We start from the raw sequence: 24641 nt of genomic DNA, 5'->3' as shown, positions 1-24641 counted from the left end.
GCATCGTGGCCAAGATCCTGCTCCGCTCGGCGAGGGACCCGTTCGACGTGATCGAGGCGGGCGACCCGCGTGCGTGGGGCATCGGGTTCTACGGCACGAACGTCGGCAACCTCCTCTTCGCCGACTCCACGCACCGGCTCCTCAGCGTGCCCGGGACCGAGATCGTCGCAGACCGCTTCGCCCATGAGCGACGAGCGTTCACCGCCGACGAGGTCGCCGCGACCAACGAGGCCTACGACCACTTCGTGGTGCCGTTGGCCAACGCCCTCCGGCCGGAGTTCACCCGCCCCCTGACCCGCCTGACTGCCTTCATCGAGCAGCTCTCGATCCCGACCACCATCGTCGGCATGGGCGCGCAGCTCTCCCTCGACGACCTCGACACCGCTCCCGACGACGAGCTGGCCGCGCTCCACCGCCGCTTCATGAACAGCGTCCTCGAACGGTCCCCCAAGGTCGGCGTACGCGGAGAGATCACCGCCGCCTACCTGCGGCGGCTCGGCTACGGCGACGAGCACGTCGAGATCATCGGCTGTCCGTCGATCTACCTCAACGGCCCCGAGCTCACCGTCCGCGACGAGCGCTCCACCCCGATCGCCGACGAGGACCCGATCGCCGTCTCGATGAGCCCGCTGACCGCACCCTGGTTCGAGACGTACGTCGACGCCTTCGCCGACAGGCACCCGCACATGACCTACGTCGGCCAGACCCACCACGACTTCGCGATGCTCCAGTGGGGACGACACCGTCAGCCCGAGATGGGTATCGACCGCGACCACCGGCTCTACGCCGAGGACCGGACCCGGATGTTCCTCGACGCCGGATCCTGGACCCGGTTCCTGGCAACCCAGCGGTTCGCCTTCGGCACGCGTATCCACGGCAACGTCGCCGCGGTGCTCGCCGGGACCCCGGCCATGGTCGTCGCTCACGACTCACGCGTGCTGGAGCTGTGCGACTACCACGGCCTGCCCTACACGATGCTCGACTCGATGCTCGACTCATCCAGGGTCGAGACCACGGTCGACGAGCTGTTCCAGGCAGCCGACTACACCAGCTTCCACAACCGCCTGGCCGAGGGCTGGAAGCGGCTGACCACGTTCCTGGACGACGCCGGCCTGGCGAACGTCGCTCAGCCCGACCGGACGAGTGCGACGTACGACGCCGAGCTCGCCGCGCTGGAGCCGGCGGCGCCCGTCGCCACCCTGCGCGGGTCGGGCGATGACGCCATCCGGCGCATCGAGGATCGGATCCACGCCCTCAAGATCGCCTCCGAGCACGCCGACACCGCCGCGAAGCGGCGGGAGAAGGAGCTGGCGAAGAAGCTCACGGCGTCGGTGAAGAGCCAGGCCAAGCGAATCGCGGCTCTCGAGTCGACCACACGCAAGCAGCAGACCCGGATCGAACGGCAGGCCGGCCGCCTGGACCGCCAGCGGACCTTGATCCGCGAGCTGCGCGCGGACCTCGCTCGCCACGAAGAGCGAGCGGGCCTGCGCGGCTTCGTCCGGCGGGTTCGCCGCCGGCTGCGTCGCTCCTAGCGGGTCCCGCCCCGGATCAGGGCCATGGCCTCGGCCCGGGTGGTGGCGTTGGAGCGCATCGTGCCGCGTACGGCGCTGGTGATCGTGCGGGCACCGGCCTTCTTGACGCCACGCATCGTCATGCACAGGTGCTCGGCCTCGATCACCACGATGACGCCGCGCGCCTCGAGGATCTCGGTGAGGGCGTCGGCCACCTGGGTGGTGAGCCGCTCCTGCACCTGCGGTCGCTTGGCGTAGACGTCGACCAGCCGGGCGAGCTTGGACAGGCCGGTGATCTTGCCGGAGCTCGCCGGGATGTAGCCGACATGGGCGACGCCGGTGAACGGCACCAGGTGGTGCTCGCACATCGACCACAGCTCGATGTCGCGGACCAGGACCATCTCGTCGTGGCCGAGGTCGAAGGTCGTGGTGAGGACCTCCTCGGGCGCCTGGTGCAGCCCGCGGGTCACCTCTTGGTAGGCGCGGGCGACCCGGGCGGGAGTCTCGAGCAGCCCTTCGCGGTCGGGGTCCTCCCCGATCGCGTAGAGCAGCTCGCGCACGGCCGCCTCGGCCCGCTTCTGGTCGAACACCGGTACGTCCGCCACGTCCCGCTCGGGGACGTGGACGGGCGCGACATCATCGAAGTTGTCGGACATGTGCTCAGTATCAGGCAGGCGGGGTGCCCTCGGGCGAACCGGCCTCGGCCGGCTTGGCGAGGTCGACACCGTTGGCTGACTGGGCACCGGACTGGGCACCGGACTGCTTCCCGGCGGCACGGATCGCCTTGGCGAGGTTCTCCTTGTCGCGCTCGACGATCCACCGCGGAATCTCGACCGCCGGGCGGTCGGAGGGGCGGCGGGTGTCGGAGCCGGTCCAGGCCGGACGCGGGTCGCGGCGACGCAGCGGCTCGAAGATCTCGGCGACCTCGTGCTTGGAGAGCGTCTCCTTCTCGAGGAGCTGCAGGACCAGGCTGTCGAGGACGTCCCGGTTCTCCTCGAGGATGTCGAAGGCCTCCTGGTGCGCGGTGGCGAGGAGCTTCTTGGTCTCGTCGTCGACGACGGCGGCGACCTCCTCGGAGTAGTTGCGCTGGTGACCGATGTCGCGGCCCAGGAACGGCTCCCCGTTGGACTCGCCGAGCTTGATCGCACCAAGGCGCTCGGTCATACCGAACTGGGTGACCATCGCGCGGGCGAGGTTGGTCGCCTTCTCGATGTCGTTGCCGGCACCCGTGGTCGGGTCGTGGAAGATGAGCTCCTCCGCGGCGCGGCCACCGAGCATGTAGGAGAGCTTGTTGAGCATCGAGGACCGGGTCTGGCTGTACTGGTCGTCGTCGGGCATGACCAGGTTGTAGCCCAGCGCCTTGCCACGCGGCAGGATCGTGATCTTCTGGACCACGTCCGGGCCCGGCAGAGCCGCGGCGACCAACGCGTGGCCACCCTCGTGGTAGGCGGTGATGAGCTTCTCGGTCTCGCTCATCAGACGCGTGCGCTTCTGCGGGCCGGCGATGACCCGGTCGATGGCCTCGTCGAGCGCCTTGTTGGTGATCAGCTTCTGGTCGCTGCGGGCGGTCAGCAGCGCGGCCTCGTTGAGCACGTTGGCCAGGTCGGCACCGGAGAACCCGGGGGTCCGGCGAGCGACCGAGTCGAGGTCGATGTCGCCGGCCAGCGGCTTGCCGCGGGCGTGGACCTGGAGGATCTTCTCGCGACCGGCGAGGTCGGGAGCGTCCACCTGGATCTGGCGGTCGAAGCGGCCCGGGCGCAGCAGCGCCGGGTCGAGCACGTCGGGACGGTTGGTCGCCGCGATCAGGATGACCCCGCCGCGTACGTCGAAGCCGTCCATCTCCACGAGGAGCTGGTTGAGCGTCTGCTCACGCTCGTCGTGGCCACCGCCCATGCCGGCGCCGCGGTGACGGCCGACGGCGTCGATCTCGTCGATGAAGACGATGGCGGGAGCGTTCTCCTTGGCCTGCTCGAACAGGTCGCGGACACGGCTCGCACCGACACCGACGAACATCTCGACGAAGTCCGAACCGGAGATCGAGTAGAACGGCACACCGGCCTCGCCCGCGACGGCGCGCGCGAGCAGGGTCTTACCGGTGCCCGGCTGGCCGTAGAGCAGCACGCCCTTGGGGATCTTGGCGCCGACGGCCTGGAACTTCGCGGGCTCCTGCAGGAACTCCTTGATCTCCTGGAGCTCCTCGACCGCCTCGTCAGCACCGGCGACGTCGGCGAACGTCGTCTTCGGCATGTCCTTGGTGATCAGCTTCGCCTTGGACTTGGCGAACTGCATGACCCCGCGACCGCCACCGCCCTGGACCGAGTTCATCAGGAAGAGGAACAGCACGATGATCAGCACGAACGGAAGCAGGAAGCTCAGGATCGAGCCGAGCACGGACGGCTTGGCGACCTCGGAGTTGAACTTCTTGAGGTTCTCACCCTCGGCCTGGGTCTTGCGCACCATCTCGATGAGCGCTTCCTGGTCACCGTCGACCCACGAGGTCGTGACCTCGGAGCCGCCATCACGGGTGCCCTTGACCAGGGTCGCCTTGATCTCCTGGTCGCCGTCGACGAACGTGATCTCCTTGACCTTGTCGTCCTGGATGTACGACGTCAGCTGGCTCGTGGTGATCTCGTCGCCTCCGTTGCGGGGGGCGAGGTACTGCAGCGCCAGGATCACACCGAGCACTGCCACGATGATCCACAGCCAGGGACCTTTGAATATGCGCTTCACAGGCTTCTTTCAACCGTTTACGGGGTCAGACACGCACGCAGGGCAGCGTGCACGTCATTTAGAACGACGGTACACGCCAAATCGTGCCCACCCCATCTGCGCGGTTCCGCTGTTGGCGTAACAGCAGGCGCTCGCCGGCTCAGTTCCAGCCTCAGCTGTAGATGTGCGGCGCGAGGGTCGAGATGTCACGCAGGTTGCGGTACTTCTCGTTGAAGTCGAGGCCGTAGCCGACCACGAACTCGTCGGGGATGTCCCAGCCGACGTACTTCACCTCGACCGGCATGCTGACCGCTTCGGGCTTGCGGAGCAGGGTGGCGATCTCGATGCTCGCCGGGCCACGGCTGGTGAGGTTGGAGGTCAGCCAGGTCAGGGTCAGGCCGGAGTCGATGATCTCGTCGACGACGAGCACGTGCTTGCCGGTGACGTCGGTGTCGAGGTCCTTCAGGATCCGCACCACACCGGACGACTTGGTGCCGGAGCCGTAGGACGACACCGCCATCCAGTCCATCTCGACGTGGCGGTTCAGGGCGCGAGCGAGGTCGGCCATGATCATCACCGCGCCACGCAGGACGCCGACGATCAGCAGCTCCTCGCCCTCGTAGTCCTTCTCGATCCGGCGGGCCAGCTCTTCGACCTTCGCCTGGATCTCGTCGTGGGTGAACAGGGTCTTCACGAGGTCGTCGCCGACGTACTCGGTGTCCATGTCCGTCACTCTAAGCGCTCGGTGTGAACGGTCCCGATTCGAAGGCGATAGCACCGTTCGTACGCTTCGCCCGCAGGTGTCCCGGAAGGTCGATCCAGCGCTGGCCGCGCCAGCCGGTGATCAGCTCGTCGACGGCCTTGACGTGCTCGCGGGTGAGCTCCGCGGGCGGGCTGCCGGCCTCGAGCGCCGCGATCCGGAGGACCCTGGTGCGGACGGCGGACGGATACCCGGCGAGGGTCTCGACCGGGAGGGACCCGCCGAGCTCGCGGTGCATCGCCTCGGCGATGTCGTCGATGAAGTCGGCGTCCTCACGGAGCTGCTCGGCCGTGCGGGCCAGCGCGGCGGCGACCCCCGGGCCGAGGTCCTCCTCGAGCGTCGGCAGGACCCGGTGGCGGATGCGTGCACGGGTGTAGGCGAAGTCGCGGTTGTGCGGGTCCTGCCAGATGTCGAGTCCCTCGACCTGGCAGGCGGTCTCGGTGTCGATCCTGGTGGTGTCGAGGAGCGGTCTGCGGTAACGGTCGAACCCGGCCCGCATCCCGGAGAGGCTGCGTGCGCCCGATCCCCTGGTCAGGCCCAGGAGGACGGTCTCGGCCTGGTCGTCACGGGTGTGGCCGAGCAGGATCACGCTCGCGCCGAGGCGCTCGGCGAGCTGGTCGAGGACCGCGTAGCGGGCCTGTCGCGCCGCAGCCTCGGGACCTTCACCGGCGGCCTCGACCTCCACCGTCGCGGTCACGGTCTCGTCGACGCCCATCTCGGCGAGCTGTCCGATGACCTTGGCCGCCTGTGCCCGGCTGCCGTCCTGCAGCCCGTGGTCGACGGTCGCGCCGATGATGTGCAGCCCGAGCTTGTGGCCCTCGAAGACCGCGGCGGAGGCGAGCGCCAGGGAGTCGGCTCCCCCGGAGCAGGCCACGATCACCTTCTCGCCCGGCTCGAGCCGTTCGAGCGTCGCACGTACGGGGCGGCGTACGGCTGCGAGGGAGGGGTGGAGGCTCAATCCGGACTCACAGGACCCGGGTCACCCAGGCGTCCGGCTCGACGATCTCGGCCTTGGTCGGGAGGTTCTCGGGGCCGGCGAAGACGGCGTTGAACTCCTCCATGCCGACCCGGTCGACCACGTGGCGTACGAACTTCGCTCCGTCGCGGTACTGCGCCATCTTGGCCTCCAGCCCCAGCAGGCGGCGCAGCAGGCGGTCGAGGACGCCGATGCCCTGGCGGCGCTTGTTGAAGGCCTTGCGGATCGTGGTGACGCTCGGGATCACGCCGGGGCCGACATCGTCCATGACCACGTCGGCGTGGCCCTCGAGCAGCGACATCATCCCGGTGACCCGGTCGATGATCTCCTTCTGCTCGGGCTTGGCGAACGCGTCCACGATGCTGCCGTTGCCCTTGAGCGCCTCGGTGACGCGCTGCAGCCCGCCGTCGAAGATCGAGGCCGGGTCCATCGCTTCGGAGAGGCCCTCGATCTGGGCGAAGAGGTGGTCGCGCATCCACGGGCTGGCGGTGAACTGGACCCGGTGGGTCTCCTCGTGGAGACAGACCCAGAGCCGGAAGTCGGTCGGGTCCAGGCCGAGCTCGCGCTCGACGTGGACGGCGTTGGGCGCGACCAGCAGCAGCCGCCCCGACGGCCCGAAGAACGGGTCGAACTGGCCGAGGATCTTCGAGGACATGAAGCCGAGCAGACCGCCGACCTCGGCGGCGCTGATCTTGGAGCCGACCGCCTGGGTGAGGGCTCCCGGGGCACGCTTCGCCGTGATCCGGTCGACCACCGGCGAGATCACGTGGGCGAAGGTGTCGGCGTTGGCCTGGATCCAGCCCCTTCTGTCCACCACCAGGACCGGCGCGGTGTCGCGCGGCGCGTCCAGACCGGTGAAGGCGCGCACGAACTCGGTCGCCTTGGCGGCGTCGGCGCGCAGCTCCTCGACGGCGTGCCGGGCCTCGCTGCGCGAGACGATCGGGCCCTCTCCGGCGACCGTCGCACCGAGGCGTACGGCCAGGTCCCAGTCGACCATGGTCGCTCCGGACGGGGCGGGATCCTCAGCACGATGGGTCATGCGTACGACCGTAGCCGACCGGACCTATGCCGAGCATCGACACGTCGCCACCGCCGTCATCGCGTCATCGAGGGCGTCGCGTACGTCCAGGGTCTGCGCCGGCTTGAACCCGTCGGCCATGAGCACGACGACGAACGGCGTGCCGCGGGCGTCGATCGCGATACCCGAGAGCCCGGAGACTCCGGTGAGGGTGCCGGTCTTCGCCCGGACGCGGCCGCGACCCGGCTCGGCGTCGAAGTTGAACCGCCGCGAGAGCGAGCCGACCCAGCCGGCGACCGGGAGGCCAGTCATCGCCGGCGCGAGCTCGGGGCGGTTGGGCCTGGCGGCGGTCTGGAGCGTGCTCACCAGCAGGGTCGGCGGGATCAGGTTCTGCCGGGAGAGGCCGGAGCCGTCGTGGAGGACGAGGCCGGTGGTGTCGATGCCGAGGTCCTTGAGCGTGGCCGTGATCGCCGCAGTGGAGCCGTCGAACGTCGGTGCTCCTGCGGCGAGGCCGACGTGGCGGGCGAGCACCTCGGCGAGCTGGTTGTCGCTGTGCTGCAGCGTGTACTCGACGATCTCGCGCAGGGTGTCGCCCTGGCGCACGGCGAGCTGGGTGCCGGCCTTGGTGCCCCTCGCGGGCTTCCCGTTGACCTTGATCCCGTGCCTGATCAGGGCCTTCTTGAACTGCTCGGCCGCCTGCGCGGACGGGTCCAGGCTGTAGCCCGACGACTGGGAGCCGCCGTGGTCGACCAGGAGCGCGGTGATCCCGCCGACCTCCTCGCCCAGATAGGTGCGTCGCCAGGTCGGACTCAGCGTCGGGCCGGCGAAGAGACTGTCGTCGTAGGCGAGGGTCACCGACTTGGTGGTGCCGAGCTCCCGGGCCGTCTCCGCGGCGAGGTCGCCGAGGTCGCCGGCGCTGAGAGACGCGTCACCTCCTCCGACGAGGGTGACGGTGCTCCCCTGGAGCGTGGTGCTGGTCTCGAACCTGCGCTCCGGGCCGTACGCCTCGAGCACCGCGACGCTGGTCAGCACCTTCGTGACGCTCGCCGGGGTCGCGGCCCCGGTGCCGTGGGTGACCAGCGGGGCACCCTCGAGTGGCGCGATCGCCGCCTTGAGGTGCTTGCCGAGCCGCTTGTCGCCGACCACCTCGCGCATCACCTGCTCCAGCGCCGCCTGATCAGGCTTCCCCGGGGCTCTCGTCTGCTCGCCCGCGACCGCGGCGGGGCTGACGGCGGCGATGTTCAGCGGTGCCGGTGGCGGGGTCGGCGCGACATTGCCCTGGGCATAGCGGACCCACCCCAGGGCGTACGCCGCTGCCGCTGCTCCCACCAGGAGCGCGAGCACCAGCGGCAGCACGATCGCCAGCTTCCCGCGGGCCTCGTCCGTCTCCTCTGACGGCCACTTCGGCGAGGTGTCGGGCTCCACGGATATCCTCCTCGATGCCGGGTCTGACGCCGATCGGTGTCAGACTGTCCGGCATTCCGTTTTTGGGTTTGTCTGGAGGCAGAGAAGTGACGCAGGAGTTCGACGTACTGATCGAGGTCCCCAAGGGATCCCGCAACAAGTACGAGGTGGACCACGAGTCGAACCGGCTTCGACTCGACCGCGTGCTGTTCACCTCCATGATGTACCCCGCAGACTACGGCTACATCGAGGACACCCTCGGTGGGGATGGTGACCCGCTCGACGCGCTGGTGCTCACCCCGTATCCCTTGTTCCCCGGTGTGCTGGTCCAGGCCCGCCCGGTCGCGATGTACGTCATGGAGGACGAGAAGGGCCAGGACGAGAAGGTCCTCTGCGTCCCCTGCGACCCCCGCTTCGACCACATCCAGGACCTCGCGGACGTCGACGAGTGGACCCTCAACGAGATCAAGCACTTCTTCGAGCACTACAAGGACCTCGAGCCCGGCAAGTCCGTCAAGGGCTCCGACTGGGTCGGCAAGGCTGCCGCGGAGTCGGAGATCGCCGCCTCCATCGACCGGTTCAAGAACACCGCTCACTGAGTCCTGCTGGACGTTGACCGAGGTAACTCGGTCGGACCGCGGATGTTGACCGAGGTAACTCGGTCGGACCGCGGATGTTCACCGAGGTAACTCGGTCGAGTCGCACTGCCTTCGTGGAGCTCCACGAAGGCAGTGTCTGTTTACCGAGGTAACTCGGTCAGCATTCACCGAGCGCGGCGCGCAAGGAGTCGTACGTCGCGTCCACCTCGCCCGCGATGCTCGGGACGACCTTGGTCGCGGGGCGCTGTGCCACCAAGTCGGCGAGCTCGGCAGCGTACGCCCGGAGGTGCTCGTCGCCACCGGACTCCGCGACGATCTCTCTGACGATCGGGTGCCAGGGATCGCTGCCATCGTCGCGCGCGTGGAAACGGCTCAGAGCGTCGTCCTCGACAGCCTCGAGCATGACCTCCACGAACTCGGCGCCGGCGTCGTTCGCCGCCCTCTCGAAGCGTTGGAGCTCACTGACTCTGGCGAACAACTGCGGAAGCACGACGTCGCCGGACTCGCTCAGGTAGCCCCGGATCAGCCCGAGCGCCGCCGGCCGGATCCGCGCGCCGGCGCCGACGAAGTCGTCTCGCCACCCGCTGATGTAGGTGCGCAGGAGGTCGATGTCACACACCAGGGTGCCGGGATGGTCGGCCGCGAAGCACCTGGCAAGCGTCGACTTTCCTACCCCGGGCATTCCGTTGATGAGGATCAGCCTGGCCACATCGCCAGTCAACCACCAGCTGGGGCTCAGCCGGCGATCCGCATCCGGGACTCGAACCGACCCAACGTCCGGCGGGGGCTGTCCAGGTCATCCCAGATGACGCGCACGAAACCGTAGTCAGTGATCTCCCGGATCTCGTCCTCGCGCACCTTCTCCTCGAACACTGCATCGCTGGGCGACTGACCAGGCTTGAGCAGCTTTCCGTATTTCACCTTGCCGTCGAACTCACCGAACAACCGGAACTGGGGCCAGGCGAAGTCGACGATGCCGACCAGTGAACCGTCCGCGCGATAGACAGGCACCTGAAGCTCCGGGCGCGGCAGGCCTCCGATGCGGAACAGCCATAGACACCGCGACTCCCCGATCGATCCCGATAACGGATCCGCGTGAGCGACAGCGAGTCCGAGCGGGTGGCTGAAGGGCCACTGATTCATCCGCTCGTACTCGACGATCAGCTCCTCCTTCGTGAATGCCTTAGCTCGGAGATCGGCATCGAGGAGGCACTGAGTGACCTCGTCGTCGGCCTGCAGGCTCGTCTCCAGCACGCATCGAACCGCAGGCAGCGTACGCAGGCCGTCGCGTGTCTCGATCTCGTCCTCCCGGACAGCACCCAAGTGATGGACGACGTCTCCCTCGAGCGGTCTTCCGGCACCATCGAGCCTGGTCACATGTACCTTGGCGAGGTCCACGCCCCACAGGTCGATCCCGTGAGCGACCATGCCGGACACGTGGCTCAGGGCGACCTTGCCGCCCAGGGACCGTTGCACGGCTCGAGTACGCACGCGATGTCGCCCGACAGTGTCGAGCGCCTTCCACTCGTCGGCGAACACGTAGGCCCCGCGTCTGATCCGGTGCCACGCGCCCTGGCGGACGATCCCCGTGATCTCGCGGTCGGCGTAACCCGCGTTCTTCGCTTCGCGACGGGTGAAGAAGCCTTCGGTGGCGGTGATGATTCGTAGTGGGTCCATGCCTCCAGGGTTCGTCCCTGTACCGACACTTCCGACCGCAAATGGAGTCGCTGTGGATAACCCGGTCCCGAACGTCGCCTGTGGAGAGCCATCGGCCCATGTCTCGCACCATGTGCGGGTGAATGCTCACCGAGGTAACTCGGCGAGCGACCACTGCCTTCGCGGAACTCCACGAAGGCAGTGGCACCCCACCGAGTTACCTCGGTGAGCATCCGCCCCCGCCGGCCTACCCTCAGCCGATCAAGTCCCTCGCCCGCAGCAGCTCCTCAGGCACACCGAAGCCGTCGACCAGCAGCCGCGCGTCGGGGCGGAGCTGGCGGCAGAGGCGGTTGACCTCGGCGGTGATGGCCTTGGATCGCTCGGAGGAGAGGCGGCCGTGCTCCATGAACCAGGCTCGGTCGGCCTCGATGACCGAGAGGGCACTGAGGTCGCAGACGGTGTCCATCAGATCCCGCACCTCCCCTTCAGGAAGCCCGCGGACCTTCTCCCGGAACGCCTCGTGGATCAGCCGCTCGACGTGCGCGTGGGCGACGCCGATGACGTGGTCCTGCACGGCCGAGAAGACCGCCCCGGGCTCGCGCCCGGCCTTGACGCCCGACTGCAGGCGCCGGGCGACACCGGCGAGCATGTGCTCCTCGCGGAAGCGCAGCATCGCCAGGTGGTAGTCGGCGTCGAGGATGTCCGGCTCCCGCTCGCCCGCGATCGGAACGACGTCGCGGACCCGCTCGAGCAGCTTGTGCACGGCGGTCCGCTCCAGGACGGTCTCGACGGCGAGACCGGCGACGAAGCGTACGAGGTCGAGCTGGTCCATCTCCTCGAACTCGCTCGAGTAGCCGGTGAGCAGCCCCTTGGCGACCAACTGCAGCAGCACCGTGTTGTCGCCCTCGAAGGTCGTGAAGACGTCGGTGTCGGCCTTCAGGGCCGCGAACCGGTTGGCGGCCAGGTAGCCCGCCCCGCCACACGCCTCGCGGCACTCCTGGATGGTCCGGGTCGCGTGCCAGGTCGCCAGGGCCTTGGTGCCGGCGGCTCGCGACTCGAGCTCGCGCCGGGCGTGCTCCGAGGTCGTGACGCCGGAGAAGACGTCGTGCAGGTCGTCGCGTACGACCTCCTGCGCGAAGCGCAGCGCATAGGTCCGAGCCACCAGCGGCAACAGCCGTCGCTGGTGCTGGCCGTAGTCGAGGAGCAGCGACTCCTCGGCGTCCGACGATGCCTCGAACTGCCGGCGCCGCAGCGCGTAGCGGACCGCGATCGTCAGCGCGACCTCCGATGCCCGGATCCCGGCCCCGCCGACCGAGACGCGGCCTTGGACGAGCGTGCCGAGCATGGTGAAGAAGCGCCGCCCGGCCGACTCGATCTCCGACACGTACTCGCCAGAGGCGGTGACGTCCGCGAAGCGGTTCAGCAGAGACGTACGCGGCACCCGCACGCCCGAGAACCACAGCCGTCCGTTGTCGACGCCGTTGAGCCCCATCTTGGGCCCGTCGTCCTCGATCCTGACCCCGGGAGCGGCCGCGCCGGAGACCCGGATCGGCACCACGAGGGCATGGACGCCACGCTCCTCGCCCCCGACCACGAGCTGGGCGAACACGACCGCGAGCTCGCCGTGACAAGCGGCGTTGCCGATGTAGTCCTTGTACGCATCCTCCCGAGTCGTCTCGACGACGAACTCCTGCGCATCCGGATCGTAGGTCGCCACGGTCCCCACCGCGGCCACGTTGGACCCGTGGCCGTGCTCGGTCATCGCGAAGCAGCCGAGCAGGCGCCCGGACACGATGTCGGCGAGATACCGATCGTGGTGACGTGCGGTGCCGAGCTGCAGGATCGCGCCGCCGAAGAGCCCGAACTGCACACCCGACTTCACCAGCAGCGACAGGTCGCCGCCGGCCATCTCCTCGAAGGCGGCGATGGAGGCGCCGACATCACCGCCCCCGCCGTACTCCTTGGGAAAACCGAGCCCGGTCAGACCGGTCGCGGAGACGTCGAGAAGCGTCTCGCGCACCCGCTCCCGATACTCGGCCCGAGGCAGCTCCTCGACCTCGTCGAGGAAGTCGGCGCGCTCGGCCAGGGCCTTGCGTACGTCCTGTCGGACCTCGGCATATCGCCCGTCGAGAAGTGAAGTCAGTGCTGCGGCATCGATGGCGTTCACGCCGCCACCCTATGCCGCGACGGCCCAGGATCAGGTCAGCTCGTGGGCGACCTTCGCCTCGCGTTCGGCGATCTCGTCGGACTCCGGGATGAGCCGGCGCACACCCTTGCGCTGGAACTTCTGGTTGGCCACCAGGCCGCCGACGAAGTAGGCGACGAGGGCGATCATGCAGCCCGCGATGTCGTCGGCGAGGTAGTGCCAGCCGAAGTAGACGGTCGCGACGACGGTGATCCCGAAGTTGATCCAGCCGGCCCAGCGGGCGATCTTGTTCTCGATCGTGGCGTGGATCATCAGCGCCACCAGCAGCGTGATGCCGCAGTGGAGCGAGGCGAAGCCACCGACCGACTGCACCACGTTGGCGTCCACGTCGAACAGGACGTGTTGTCGGGTGAAGACCAGCGACTCCATCAGTGTGCTCGCCGGCGTCTCGGGCAGGTCGGCGTAGAGATAGGGGTACTGCAGGCCCGGACCGACCGTCGGCAGGCAGTAGTAGGAGACCGTGCCGAGGATCCAGGCGATGCACTGCGAGCTCACGAACCAGTAGCCGTAGGCGAGGTTGCGCGACCACACCAGCCAGCCGGCGACGGCGAACGGCACCAGCGGCAGGAACCACATGTAGATGTAGGAGAGGAACCAGGCCACCCAGCCGGTGCCGAGGAGGTCGTGGAGCAGGATCGCCGGGTCGGCGCCGAAGAGCACCGCCTTGTCGATCAGGTGCAGCTCGTGGTCGAACTCATACGTCTCCGGCACCACGAACGGCAGGAACGACTTCAGGTTCCGGTAGCAGACGTAGACCAGGTAGAAGCAGACGATGCCCATCGCCACGAGCGTCAGCCGCTCACGGGTCCAGTGGGTGCGGACCCGCTCCTTGAAGATCGGCCCCATGGCCTTCCACCTGAACTTCGCCAGCCACAGCGTGCGTGGCACGAGGTCGACGAGGAGCGCAGCTCCGACGAGGAGGGGAAGGCGGAGCCAGGACGGTCCGAGGAAGCCCTCCGGGTCGAGCATGCGCTTGTCGACGATCTGCGCGGTCACGACTGCGATCAGGCCGAAGATCAGCGCGCTGCTGACGAGGAAGATCTGAGCGCGGCGATACATAGCCGCTAATTCTAAGTGGCCGGTGGTTGGTCTGCCCATTCCTGGGTGCCTGATCCCTGGGCAGTTTCAGGTATGGCCAGCCGGTTCGGCTCGACCCTCAACGTGACCGACTCCCCCGGCGCCGGCGCCGAGTCGGCGACGGCATCGACCTCACCGACATCGTCGAGACGTACGACGAGCCGGTGCTGCTCCGGCGTGGCCCTGGCCGAGACCACGGTGCCGGTGAGCGGTCCGGCCGGGTCGGCGACGAAGGCGGAGCGGCGCAGCGCCACCGCGCCGGCCGGTGCCATCCCGGCGGCCTTCAGGACCGTGTACGCCGCCGGCCCCTCCAGCACCCGGGCGTAGCCGAGGAACAGGGCGGCCCAGGTGTCGGTCGGCCTCGCCCACACCTCCCGCAGGGTCCCCTGCTGCACCAGGTGTCCGTCTCGAAGGAGCGCGATCCGGTCGGCCACGGCGAAGGCCTCCTCCTGGTCGTGGGTGACCATCAGTGCCGTGGTGCCCGCCTCGTGCAGGATCCGCCGCAGGTCGCCGGCGAGCCGTTCCCGCAGTCCGGCGTCGAGCGCGGAGAGCGGCTCGTCGAGGAGCAGCAACCGCGGTTCGACCGCGAGCGCCCGCGCCAGCGCGACCCGCTGTCGCTCGCCACCGCTCAGCGTGCCCGGCAGCCGGTCCTGGTAGCCGCCCAGGCCGACGAGCTCCAGCAGGTCGGCGACCTTCGTCGTGCGGTCGGCGGCCGGGATGCGGCGCAACCGCATCGCGTACGCGACGTTGTCGGCGGCGCTGAGGTGCGGGAACAGCTGCCCGTCCTGGAACATCAGCGCGAAGCCACGCTTGTGTGTCGGCACCCCGCGCAGAGGCCGCCCGTCCCAGCTGATCTCCCCCGTCGCCGGCTCCAGCCCGGCCACGGCCCGCAGCAGCGTCGACTTCCCCGACCCCGACGGCCCGAGCAGCGCCAGCACCTCTCCGTCCGCCAGCTCCAGGCTGACGTCCGAGACGGCCGCCTTCCCGTCGTACGCCACCGACACCTCACGCAGCGAGAGCATCGCCACCTCGATCCTGCCGAAGCGTCAGCCCCGTCGGCCGAGTTGGCACGGTCGTGACGTCTCGGCCGACGTAGGTGACGCCTCGGCCGACGGGGGTGACTTCTCGGCGGATCACAGTGCTCCGATCGAAGGGACGCGGAGACGCTCGACGAGGAGCATCACGAGAGCGGTGGCGGCGGCGAGGACGCAGGCGGCGGCGAGGGCCATCCCGTAGTTGTCCGAGCCCGGACGGGACAGCAGCCGGAGGATGACCACGGGAAGGGTGGGGTTCTCCTCGCGGACGAGGAAGGACGTCGCGCCGAACTCGCCGAGCGACGCCGCGAAGGCGAAGCCGGAGGATGCGAGGAGAGGCTTCCAGATGGCAGGTACGTCCACGGTCATGACCGCGCGCAACGGCCCGGCGCCGAGCCCGGCGGCGGCCTGGCGCAGCCGGTCGTCGACGGACGCCAGGACCGGCACCAACGTCCTCACCACGAGCGGCAGCGCCACCAGCGCCTGCGCCAGCGGCACGAGCCACGGCTCGTCGCGGAAGTCGAGCGGGGCCGACCCGAGGGTCAGGTAGAGCCCGAGCCCCAGGGTGACGGCGCTGACCCCGAGCGGCACCATGAACAGCCCGTCCAGGACGGAACGCACCCGCCGCTCGGCCACGGAACGGGACCGGCGGGTCACCGCGAAGGCCACCAGCAGCCCGAGGGTCAGCGCTACCAACGAGGCCTGCACCGCGACCGCCAGCGAGGTCATCAGCGCGGTCGTGGCCGGCACCGGCAGCGGCGGATCGAACCCGGGAGTCTGCAGCGCCCCGTAGTTCCCGAGGCTCCACCGGTCCTCGACCCGCAGCGACCCGAGCAGCAGGGCGAGCAGCGGACCGGCGACCAGCAGGACCAGCACCGACGTCGACAACAGGGCCGGGACGTCTCGCAGCGAGACCCGCCGGCGGCGTACGACGACCCGGGACTGCGCGGGATCCGGCACCGAGCGCAGCCGGCCGGCGACGACCAGCAACCCGATGACGACCACCAGCTGGAGCACCGACAGCACGGCGGCGCCGGGAAGGTCGAACAGGGTGAAGGTCAGCTTGTAGATCTCGGTCTCGATGCTGTTGTAGCGCACCCCGCCGAGGGTGAGCACGATCCCGAACGCGGTGGCGCAGAAGAGGAAGACCACCGATGCCGCGGAGACGATCGCGGGCCGCAGCGCGGGCAGGGTGATCGTCAGCAGGACCCGGAAAGGCGAGGCACCCAGCGCGGCAGCGGCCTCCCCGGGACGCGGGTCGAGCGACTCCCAGGCCGCCCCGACCGCGCGGATCACCACCGAGGCGTTGAAGAAGACCAGACCGAGGATGATCGCGGTCGGCGTCCCGTCGAGCCCCCACCCGGCCAGCAACCCGGCCTCGCCGATGAGCTCGCGGAAGGCGACCCCGACGACGACGGTGGGGAGCACGAACGGCACCAGGAGCCCCGCCCGGATGACCCGCTGCATCGGAAAGCTCAGCCGATAGAGCGCGAACGCGGCCGGCAGCCCGAGCGCGACGCTCAGCACCGTCGCCAGCCCCGAGGACCACAGCGTGAACCAGAGCGCCCGCTGGATCTCCGGGCGCCCCAGGATCCTGGACACGACCGACGGGTCGAAGGATCCTTCGAAGAACAGGCCGCGCTGCACCATCCCCACGACCGGCAGGACGAAGAAGACCGCCAGCACGGCCACCGGGAGTGCGGCGAGCGCGACCAGGGTCGCGATTCGCCGGGTCACAGCACGACGGGTGGAGCTCACTGCGCGATCGTGTCGCTCCAGGTCGCCAGCCACGCTTCCCGGTTCTCGTCGATGTCGTCGGGTTCCACGGAGAGCGGTGAGGTCGGCTGCTGCGCGAACTTCGCCCAGTCGGCGGGCAGCTCGACGCCCGAGGAGACGGGGAACACGTACATGCTCTCCGGAAGCGCCCCCTGCACGCTGTCCGAGAGCAGGAAGTCGATCAGCGCCTGGGCGCCCTCGGGGTGGTCGGCGCCCTCGAGCACGCCGGCGTACTCGACCTGACGGAAGCAGGTGTCCAACAGCGCCTTCGTCGTCGACGCCCCGTCCTTGACGGTGAAGGCCGGCGAGGAGTCGTAGGAGAGGACGATCGGTCGCGTGCCCTTGCCGCCGCCCTGGGTGAAGTCGGAGTAGTAGGCCTGGTCCCAGCCGTCGACGACCTTGGTGCCGTTGTCCATCAGCTTGCCCCAGTAGTCGGCCCAGCCGTCCTCGCCGTACTCGGCGACGGTCGCCAGCAGGAACGCCATCCCCGGCGTCGACGTCGCAGCGCCCGGGGTCACGAAGAGATCCTTGTACGCCGGCTCGGCCAGGTCGTCGAGCGACTCCGGCGGCGTCAGCTTCTTCGCCGCGAACCACTCGGTGTCGATGTTGACGCACACGCTGCCGTTGTCGACCGGGGTGAGGAAGTGCTTCTCGTCGCCCGGGAGGTTGAACTCGTCGACCCCGGCCGGGACGGTCTTCGGCGTGTAGGCCGCCAGCGCGCCCTGGTCGATCGCGCGGCTGGCGAAGGTGTTGTCGACGCCGAAGACCGCGTCACCGTCGGGGTTGCCGGTGTCCATGGCGATCTTGGTGGTCAGCTCGCCGCCGTCGCCCGCGTGCCGGATCTCGGCGGTGTAGCCGGTCTTCTCGGTGAACTCGGCCAGCACCTCCTTCGGCAGCGTGAAGCTGTCGTGGGTCAGCAGCACGACCGTCTTGTCGTCGGCACCGCTCGACTTCTCGGCGTCCGGCTCGGCGGGAGTGCTCCCGCAGGCGGCGAGCACCAGCGCGGAGATCGCCGTGGTCGCAGTGATGGCAGGCGTACGCATCCGCATTCCTGACTCCCTTCGCCGGTATCAACCGGAGCAGGTTCGGAGGGTCTGCGGCGCTGTTCGCCGCACTCTCAGGCCTCCCGGCCTCCCCTGTCTGTTCCCGCCAACACTACTGCTTGCGAGAATTCAGCCATGACCGACGTCGCCATCTCGTCCTTCGACGACCTTCCCCCGAAGACCGCGTACGCCCTGTGGCAGCTGCGCCAGGAGGTCTTCATCGTCGAGCAGGACTGCCCGTACCTCGACCTGGACGGCCGCGACCTCGAGCCCGGCACGCTCCACGTGGTGCTCACCGACGGCGACCGGCTCGCCGGCACCGCCCGCATCCTCGACGACGGCGACGTGTGGCGGATCGGCCGCGTCGTGCTCGCTCCCACCCACCGCGGCCAGGGCCTGGCCGACGTGATCATGCAGGCCGCCGTCGAGGCCGTCACCGACCGCGACGTCGTCCTCGACGCTCAGTCGCCGCTGGCCGGCTGGTACGCCACGTTCGGGTTCGTGAAGGACGGCGAGGACTTCCTCGAGGACGACATCCCGCACACCCCGATGCGGCTCACCCGCTGACGGGGGCGAACAGCACGCTCGCCTCAGTCTCCTCACGCGTGGCCTGACCGCGAGCCGCGAGCAGCTCGAGGTGGGCCTTGGTCTCCATGACCGCGAGGCCGGCGTTGAAGAAGTCCAGCTCGGCGAAGGCACGCTCGTGGCGGGTCCAGCCGAGGTCGTTGGCGACCTCGAGGGCGGAGCGCCGTCCGGCCTGCAGGGACGCGAGCGACTGGGCGAGCCGGGACTCGTGGTGGGCCAGGAGCTCGTCGATGCGGGCGTGCGACGACGGGGCGACCGGGCCGTGAGCAGGGAGAAGTCGCAGATCTGGCAACGAGCGAACCTTGGTCAGCGACGCCATGAAGTCGCCGAGCGGGTCGATGACCGGCACCGGCTCGAAGCCGATCGACGGCGTGATCGTGGGCAGCACGTGGTCGCCGGCGAACAGGACCAAGCCGGCCAGGTCCGCGTAGACGTAGTGGCCCTGGGTGTGCCCAGGGGTGTGCACGGCATCGACGTCCCGACCGGCGACGGAGAGTCGTACGTCCCCTTCCAGCCACTGCGACGGCATCCGCCAGTGGGACAGGTCGGGCGCGGGCGGCGGGTTGGCGGCCCACTCCGCGGCGAGCTCGTGCGCACCGGCGTGGGCGAGGAGCCGGTCGGTCGAGACCCAGCCGTCGAGGTCGCCGTTGGTGAGCTCGAGGGTGGGCCGGTCGCCGGCGCCGAGCAGCACGTCCGCGCCGAACTCCTGACCGAGCACCGAGGCGAGCGTGTAGTGGTCGCGGTGCACGTGGGTGACCAGGAACCGGCAGATGTCGCCGAACTCGAAGCCGAGCTGCTTCAGCCCGGTCTCCAGAGCAGAACGCCCCTCGGTGATCGCCCAGCCACCGTCGACCAGCGAAAGTCCGTCAGAGCCCTCGAGGACGTAGATGTTGACCGCCTTGAGCCCGTCCATGGGCAGCGGCAGCGGGATCCGGTGTACGCCGTCGGCGACCGTCCACGCACCGGGAGCGGACCAGTGCTCCCCCGAGTCAGGCGAGATGGCGGTGGCTGTCGACTGACTCATCGTTCTCCTTCGGTCGGCCCTGAAGCTCTGCCTTTCCAGAGCCAGAGGAGACCCAGGATCGGCAGCAGGGCGGGAACGAATCCGTATCCGCTCCCGAACTTCGACCATACCGAGTCGTCCGGGAACCAGGACGGCACGGCCAAGGACAGGACACCGACGACGATCACTCCAGCCAGCTCGATCCACAGCATGACCTTCGCGAAACCCGCCGACCCGGCGGCCGCCCGGCGGATCGCGAACCAGCCGGCGACGTACGTCGCCGCGGCGACGACCGAGAGCGAGTAGGCGATCGGGGCCTCGTCGAAGTGGGTGAAGACCTGCACCAGCGACCTGGCTCCCGCGGCGAGCACGAAGATCGCATAGACGGTCAGCAGCACCAGGTGCGGACCGGAACGAGTCTTGTCGGGAGAGGTCGCGGTCACGCTTTTCGGGGTCCCTGCGGCGCCCGGAGCGGAGCGAGGACGTCGTGGGGTGCTCACCGGACCATCATGACGCGTACGGCCACGACACCCGTCGCCAGGGCCGCCGCCGCGATCACGCCCGAGGACCAGGTCGAGCGGTCCGCGCGCATCGTCTGCAGCGCGAGCGGCATCAGGCACACCAACGCCCCCAGGTAGCCGAGGAAGGTCGACAGCGACTCCGGCTTGCGTCCGCCCGACCAGGCCGCCAGCGCCCCGATCGCGAGCACGACCGCCAGGATCTCCAGCATCCACGCCACCTGGTCCAGCCACTTCGGTCGCGGCGCCTTCAGCACCACGCCGAGCACGGCCGCGACCGTCACGAACGCGGCGTACCCAGCCACGATAATTCCGATCAGTGTCACGGCGTCCACGTGCCAATCTTCTCCAATGACCTCCACATCTCCCGATCCGGGGCTCGTCGCCCGGCTCCGCGCCGCCGGCTGTGTCTTCGCCGAGGACGAGGCGGCGCTGCTCGAGTCCGCCCCGGTCACCGCCCGGGAGCGGGAGGAGATGGTCGTACGCCGCGTGGCCGGCGAGCCGCTGGAGCTCATCCTGGGCTGGGCCGAGTTCTGCGGGCTCCGGATCCGGGTGGCGCCGGGGGTGTTCGTGCCCCGTCAGCGCTCGGCGCTGATGGTCGACCTCGCCGTCCAGGCGGTCCCGCGGGGCGGGTCGCTGAGGGTGCTCGACCTCGGCTGCGGGACCGGAGCGCTGGGTGCCGCCGTTGCGGCGCGCGTCCTGGACGCGGAGGTCTGGGCGACCGACGTCGACCCAGCCGCGGTCGAGTGTGCGCGGAGCAATCTCCCCGCTGACCGCGTCCTCCTCGGCGACCTCTACGACCCGCTCCCCCACGACCTCGCCTTCGACGTGATCGTGGCCAACGCCCCGTACGTCCCGAGCGACCAGATCCGGAACATGCCGCCCGAGGCGCGCGACCACGAGCACCACGTGGCCCTCGACGGCGGCACGGACGGGCTCGACGTACAGCGTCGCGTGATCGAGCAGGCGCCGAAGCATCTGGCCCCTGGCGGCGTACTCGTGATCGAGGCCGGCCAAGAGCAGGCGCCCGTCACCGCGAGCCTGATGCGGGAGCAGGGGCTGGTCGCGGAGATCCATCACGACGAAGACCTCTACGCGACCGCGGTGACCGGAACGGCTCGCTGACGAGCTGCGCCGAAAACTGCGCCGAAAAGCGAGGCGTCCCTCTGATTGCACACCACCCCCGCGGTGTGCATTCAGAGGGACCGCCACCGTGAAGGTCGTCCACCCCCCACCGGCGGACGACCTTCTCGCCGATGAAACGGGCCACCCGCCGACCCATGACGCGGGTTGGGAAGAATTTTTTCGAGAATCCCGTCAGACTTCCGATATGCAGGCTTACGGTCTGACCCACCTGGTGCCGTTGTCCCTGCTCACAGCGGGGATCGTGGCCGTGATCTGGCTGGGCAGGCAGCAGCGGGCCGACGCGAAGCCGTCGAGATTCTCCCGAGGATTCGCGCTCGCGCTGCCGCTCACGGTGATCCCGCTGCTGGCTCACGAGTGGGTCACCGACTTCGACCTCTTCATCGACCTGCCGGTCCAGCTGTGTGATCTGGCGTGGATCGCGGCGGCGATCGCGCTGTGGACCCACCATCCCTACCCGACGGCGCTGACCTGCTTCTGGGGCCTCACCCTGACCACGCAGGGCGTGTTCACCCCGGACGTGATGGACTTCCCCGACGTCAGCTACATCACCTTCTGGGTGATGCACCTGATGGTCGTGCTGGCCGCCGTCTACCTGGTCTTCGGGCTCAAGCTGCTACCCCGCTGGCGTGACTACGGCTGGACGGTCGCGACCACCGCGGCGTGGGCCGTGGTGGCGTACGTCCTCAACCTCGTTCTCGACGCCAACTACGGCTACCTGCGGCGCAAGCCGGAGTTCGCCTCGATGCTCGACCTGCTCGGTCCGTGGCCGTTCTACATCCTCAGCGAGATCGCGCTGGTCGCCGCTGTCTGGGCGGTGCTGACGCTGGGCCTGCGGATCTGGGCGCGTCAGGACGGGTCGACGAGGACGCCGGTGCGCTCGTAGTCGGCGAGAGCCGAGGCGTACGGCGCCAGGTCGATGCCCTTCTCGCTCACCCAGCCGTCGTCGTAGTAGGACGAGCGGTAGCGCTCCCCGGAGTCGCACAGCAGCGAGACGACGCTGCCCGGGGTGCCGGCCTCCCCCATCTCGCGTACGACACCTAGCGATGCCCACACGTTGGTGCCCGTCGAGGGGCCGACCGAGCGGCCCATCCGGGCCGAGAGCCAGCGCATCGTCGCGATCGAGGCCGCGTCGGGGACCTGGACCATGTCGTCGACGACCCCGCCGACGAAGGACGGCTCGACCCGCGGCCGGCCGATCCCCTCGATGCGCGAGGGCATGCCGGTGGCGTAGTCGGAGGTGTCGGTCTCCCAGCCGCCGTAGAAGGCAGAGTTCTCCGGGTCGGCGACCAGCAGCCTGGTGGGATGGCGGCGGTAGTGGAGGTAGCGGCCGATCGTCGCCGAGGTGCCGCCCGTGCCGGCCGAGACGACGATCCAGGTCGGCACCGGATGCCGCTCCTGCGACATCTGGTCGAAGATCGACTCGGCGATGTTGTTGTTGCCGCGCCAGTCGGTGGCTCGCTCGGCGTAGGTGAACTGGTCCATGTAGTGGCCGTCGCACTCGCGGGCGAGGCGCTCGGCCTCGGCGTACATGTCAGGAGCGCGGTCCACGAAGTGGCAGCGGCCGCCGTGCCACTCGATCAGGCGCACCTTCTCCGCCGAGGTCGAGCGCGGCATCACCGCGACGAACGGCAGCCCGAGCAGACCGGCGAAGTAGGCCTCCGAGACGGCAGTGGATCCCGACGACGCCTCGACGACCGTCGATCCCTCGTGGAGCCAGCCGTTGCAGACGGCGTAGAGGAACAGCGAGCGCGCCAGGCGGTGCTTCAGCGAGCCGGTGGGATGGACGGACTCGTCCTTCAGATAGAGGTCGACCCCGGGACTCGCACCGTCGCGGACAGGGAGCGGAACGACGTGCAGATGGGTGTCGGCCGAGCGCTGCGCGTCGGCCTCGACGCGGCGTACGGCTTCGTCGATCCAGGCGCGATGGGAGTCAGAGAGGCGAGGCACCGGCCGAGCGTAACTCCACCCTGATCTGTCCGTGGCATGTGCGGTGAGCCACAATGACTGGACGGAACACGATCGGGTCCGGCAGTGAAGTTGCCCACAAGTTAGACCGATCTAAGGACCCCGATTAACCATTGCGGCCCCAAAAGCGAGACAAAAGACCTGTGGACGAACCTCTTGACGTAGTGCTGATCGGCGGCGGCATCATGAGCGCCACCCTGGGTGTGCTCCTCCAGGAGCTGGAGCCCAGCTGGTCCATCAAGATGATCGAGCGGCTCGACTCGCTCGCCGTCGAGTCCTCCGGCCCGTGGAACAACGCCGGCACCGGCCACTCCGCGCTGTGCGAGCTCAACTACAGCCCGCAGAAGGCCGACGGCTCGGTCGACATCTCCAAGGCCGTCAACGTCAACGAGCAGTTCCAGCTCTCCCGGCAGCTGTGGTCCTTCCTGGTCGAGAACGGCCGCATCCCGGACCCGGACAAGTTCATCCACACCGTTCCGCACATGTCCTTCGTGTGGGGTGCCGAGAACGTCGACTACCTCCGCAAGCGCTACGAGGCGCTGTCGGTCCACCCGCTGTTCCCGGGGATGGAGTTCTCCACCGACCCCGAGGTCATCAAGGGCTGGGCGCCGCTGCTGCTGTCGGGTCGCTCCGCGAAGTCCCTCGCCGACGAGCCCGTCGCGGCGACCTGGACCAACGCCGGCACCGACGTCGACTTCGGCTCGCTCACCTCGATGCTGACCCGCACCCTGGTCGACAAGGGCGCCGACCTGGAGACCGGGTCGGAGGTCACCGATCTGCACCAGACCATGGACGGTTTCTGGCACATCTACGGCCGCAACGAGTCCGGGAAGTACCACCTGCGTTCCCGCTTCGTCTTCGTCGGCGCCGGCGGCTATGCGCTGCCGCTGCTGCAGAAGGCCGGCATCCAGGAGATCCGCGGCTTCGGTGGCTTCCCCGTCTCCGGTGAGTTCCTGCGCACCTCCAAGCCGGAGCTCGTCGCCCAGCACAGCGCCAAGGCCTACGGCAAGGCCGCCGTCGGCGCTCCGCCGATGTCGGTGCCCCACCTCGACACCCGTCACGTCGAGGGCAAGACCCACCTGATGTTCGGTCCGTACGCCGGCTGGAGCCCCCGCTTCCTCAAGACCGGCTCGCTCACCGACCTGTTCCTCTCGGTGCGGCCCCACAACCTGCTGCCGATGCTGCGGGCCGGGCTCACCAACATGGATCTCACCGTCTACCTGGTCAAGGAGCTGCTGCGCTCGCCGCGCAAGAAGTTCGACGACCTCCAGGACTTCTTCCCCGCCGCGGACCGCAAGGACTGGGAGCGGATCATCGCCGGCCAGCGGGTGCAGGTCATCCGCCCCGACGGCGTACTCCAGTTCGGCACCGAGGTCATCACCGCCGAGGACGGCAGCATCGCCGGTCTCCTGGGTGCCTCCCCCGGCGCCTCGACCGCCCCGGCGATCATGGTCAACGTCCTGCGCCGCTGCTTCCCCGACCGTTGGGACGGCTGGCAGCCCCAGCTCAAGACGATGATCCCGGCCACCGGTGCCGAGCTCAGCGCCGACCCCGAGCTCGCCGCCGAGACCTTCGCGCGTACGGACCGCCAGCTCCACCTGGGTTAGCACCCGCCGAATAGGTAGTTCTGGCGGGCCGAATCTGTAGTTGTGGGC

The 24641-nt window shown here is 69.2% G+C and carries 23 protein-coding genes and 1 riboswitch; of the genes, 6 read left to right on the top strand and 17 right to left on the bottom strand.

The genetic code is table 11. The annotated features are described in order from the left end of the window. The first annotated feature begins 5 nt into the window (after positions 1-5). A complete protein-coding gene (locus ACFU7D_RS10430; RefSeq protein WP_378866616.1) occupies positions 6-1532 on the top strand; it encodes a polysaccharide pyruvyl transferase family protein in 1527 nt (508 codons plus the stop codon). Here ACFU7D_RS10430 and folE read toward each other — a convergent pair. From folE to dacB, 6 genes are all read right to left on the bottom strand, one after another. Then, positions 1529-2167, bottom strand: a complete 639-nt coding sequence (gene folE, locus ACFU7D_RS10425) for a GTP cyclohydrolase I FolE (RefSeq protein ID WP_378866613.1) — start codon at positions 2165-2167, stop codon at positions 1529-1531. The genes ACFU7D_RS10430 and folE overlap by 4 nt on opposite strands. Positions 2168-2177: 10 nt before the next feature. Further along, the gene (ftsH, locus tag ACFU7D_RS10420) at positions 2178-4241 is read right to left on the bottom strand and encodes an ATP-dependent zinc metalloprotease FtsH (protein WP_378728422.1); all 2064 of its coding nucleotides are present in this window, start codon (positions 4239-4241) and stop codon (positions 2178-2180) included. A 151-nt stretch (positions 4242-4392) separates the two neighbouring features. After that, on the bottom strand, positions 4393-4944 hold the full coding sequence (gene hpt, locus ACFU7D_RS10415) for a hypoxanthine phosphoribosyltransferase (protein ID WP_378728423.1): 552 nt from the start codon (positions 4942-4944) through the stop codon (positions 4393-4395). A gap of 10 nt (positions 4945-4954) precedes the next feature. Further along, on the bottom strand, positions 4955-5938 hold the full coding sequence (gene tilS, locus ACFU7D_RS10410; protein ID WP_378866610.1) for a tRNA lysidine(34) synthetase TilS: 984 nt from the start codon (positions 5936-5938) through the stop codon (positions 4955-4957). Between the two features lie 7 nt (positions 5939-5945). Next, positions 5946-6995 (bottom strand): zinc-dependent metalloprotease, encoded by a 1050-nt coding sequence (locus tag ACFU7D_RS10405; protein WP_378866607.1) that lies wholly within the window; start codon positions 6993-6995, stop codon positions 5946-5948. Positions 6996-7019: 24 nt separating this feature from the next. Then, entirely contained in the window at positions 7020-8399 is a 1380-nt protein-coding gene (gene dacB / locus ACFU7D_RS10400; RefSeq protein WP_378866604.1) for a D-alanyl-D-alanine carboxypeptidase/D-alanyl-D-alanine-endopeptidase, read from the bottom strand. An 86-nt stretch (positions 8400-8485) separates the two neighbouring features. Between dacB and ACFU7D_RS10395 the strand changes: the two genes are divergently transcribed. Continuing rightward, positions 8486-8977, top strand: coding sequence for an inorganic diphosphatase (locus ACFU7D_RS10395; RefSeq protein WP_378728428.1), 492 nt, complete (start codon positions 8486-8488; stop codon positions 8975-8977). Between the two features lie 157 nt (positions 8978-9134). On the opposite strand, the gene ACFU7D_RS10390 is transcribed toward ACFU7D_RS10395, so the two are convergent. The 7 genes from ACFU7D_RS10390 to ACFU7D_RS10360 form a co-directional block, all read right to left on the bottom strand. Continuing rightward, positions 9135-9686 (bottom strand): AAA family ATPase, encoded by a 552-nt coding sequence (locus tag ACFU7D_RS10390; RefSeq protein ID WP_378866601.1) that lies wholly within the window; start codon positions 9684-9686, stop codon positions 9135-9137. A gap of 26 nt (positions 9687-9712) precedes the next feature. Beyond that, positions 9713-10654 carry a type IV toxin-antitoxin system AbiEi family antitoxin domain-containing protein gene (locus tag ACFU7D_RS10385; protein ID WP_378866598.1) on the bottom strand — a complete coding sequence of 314 codons (942 nt, stop codon included), beginning with the start codon at positions 10652-10654 and terminating at the stop codon, positions 9713-9715. A gap of 232 nt (positions 10655-10886) precedes the next feature. After that, positions 10887-12800, bottom strand: coding sequence for an acyl-CoA dehydrogenase (locus ACFU7D_RS10380; RefSeq protein ID WP_378866595.1), 1914 nt, complete (start codon positions 12798-12800; stop codon positions 10887-10889). A 30-nt stretch (positions 12801-12830) separates the two neighbouring features. Continuing rightward, positions 12831-13898, bottom strand: a complete 1068-nt coding sequence (locus ACFU7D_RS10375) for a phosphatase PAP2 family protein (RefSeq protein ID WP_378866592.1) — start codon at positions 13896-13898, stop codon at positions 12831-12833. A gap of 11 nt (positions 13899-13909) precedes the next feature. Beyond that, positions 13910-14938 carry an ABC transporter ATP-binding protein gene (locus tag ACFU7D_RS10370; protein ID WP_378866652.1) on the bottom strand — a complete coding sequence of 343 codons (1029 nt, stop codon included), beginning with the start codon at positions 14936-14938 and terminating at the stop codon, positions 13910-13912. A 111-nt stretch (positions 14939-15049) separates the two neighbouring features. Beyond that, positions 15050-16708, bottom strand: a complete 1659-nt coding sequence (locus tag ACFU7D_RS10365) for an ABC transporter permease (protein WP_378866589.1) — start codon at positions 16706-16708, stop codon at positions 15050-15052. Next, positions 16705-17769 carry a thiamine ABC transporter substrate binding subunit gene (locus tag ACFU7D_RS10360; protein ID WP_378728435.1) on the bottom strand — a complete coding sequence of 355 codons (1065 nt, stop codon included), beginning with the start codon at positions 17767-17769 and terminating at the stop codon, positions 16705-16707. The genes ACFU7D_RS10365 and ACFU7D_RS10360 overlap by 4 nt, the downstream gene beginning before the upstream one ends. After that, positions 17766-17874, bottom strand: a riboswitch (TPP riboswitch). (Overlaps the previous gene by 4 nt.) Positions 17875-17904: 30 nt before the next feature. Here ACFU7D_RS10360 and ACFU7D_RS10355 point away from each other — a divergent pair. Further along, positions 17905-18336, top strand: coding sequence for a GNAT family N-acetyltransferase (locus tag ACFU7D_RS10355; protein ID WP_378866585.1), 432 nt, complete (start codon positions 17905-17907; stop codon positions 18334-18336). Here the strand turns inward: ACFU7D_RS10355 and ACFU7D_RS10350 are convergent. Genes ACFU7D_RS10350 through ACFU7D_RS10340 form a run of 3 tightly spaced genes read right to left on the bottom strand, consistent with a single transcriptional unit; the run spans position 18326 to position 20210 of the window. Then, complete coding sequence (locus ACFU7D_RS10350; protein ID WP_378866582.1) at positions 18326-19378, bottom strand: MBL fold metallo-hydrolase; 1053 nt, start codon at positions 19376-19378, stop codon at positions 18326-18328. The genes ACFU7D_RS10355 and ACFU7D_RS10350 overlap by 11 nt on opposite strands. Beyond that, positions 19375-19800: a hypothetical protein gene (locus ACFU7D_RS10345; RefSeq protein WP_378866580.1), complete on the bottom strand. Its 426-nt coding sequence runs from the start codon at positions 19798-19800 to the stop codon at positions 19375-19377. Before ACFU7D_RS10345 ends, ACFU7D_RS10350 begins: the two co-directional genes overlap by 4 nt. Positions 19801-19853: 53 nt before the next feature. Beyond that, the gene (locus tag ACFU7D_RS10340; RefSeq protein WP_378866577.1) at positions 19854-20210 is read right to left on the bottom strand and encodes a hypothetical protein; all 357 of its coding nucleotides are present in this window, start codon (positions 20208-20210) and stop codon (positions 19854-19856) included. Between the two features lie 16 nt (positions 20211-20226). Here ACFU7D_RS10340 and ACFU7D_RS10335 point away from each other — a divergent pair, with 16 nt between their 5' ends. Beyond that, positions 20227-21000 (top strand): putative protein N(5)-glutamine methyltransferase, encoded by a 774-nt coding sequence (locus tag ACFU7D_RS10335; RefSeq protein ID WP_378866575.1) that lies wholly within the window; start codon positions 20227-20229, stop codon positions 20998-21000. 205 nt (positions 21001-21205) lie between these two features. Beyond that, positions 21206-21904, top strand: coding sequence for a TIGR02206 family membrane protein (locus tag ACFU7D_RS10330; protein WP_378866572.1), 699 nt, complete (start codon positions 21206-21208; stop codon positions 21902-21904). Here ACFU7D_RS10330 and ACFU7D_RS10325 read toward each other — a convergent pair. After that, complete coding sequence (locus ACFU7D_RS10325; protein ID WP_378866569.1) at positions 21868-22968, bottom strand: PLP-dependent cysteine synthase family protein; 1101 nt, start codon at positions 22966-22968, stop codon at positions 21868-21870. The genes ACFU7D_RS10330 and ACFU7D_RS10325 overlap by 37 nt on opposite strands. A 161-nt stretch (positions 22969-23129) precedes the next feature. Here ACFU7D_RS10325 and ACFU7D_RS10320 point away from each other — a divergent pair, with 161 nt between their 5' ends. Then, positions 23130-24593: a malate:quinone oxidoreductase gene (locus ACFU7D_RS10320; protein WP_378728447.1), complete on the top strand. Its 1464-nt coding sequence runs from the start codon at positions 23130-23132 to the stop codon at positions 24591-24593. Positions 24594-24641: the final 48 nt, after the last annotated feature.

The organism is Nocardioides sp. NPDC057577 (assembly GCF_042801335.1).
Lineage (GTDB): Bacteria > Actinomycetota > Actinomycetes > Propionibacteriales > Nocardioidaceae > Nocardioides.
This window is presented reverse-complemented; position numbering and strand designations above follow the sequence as displayed.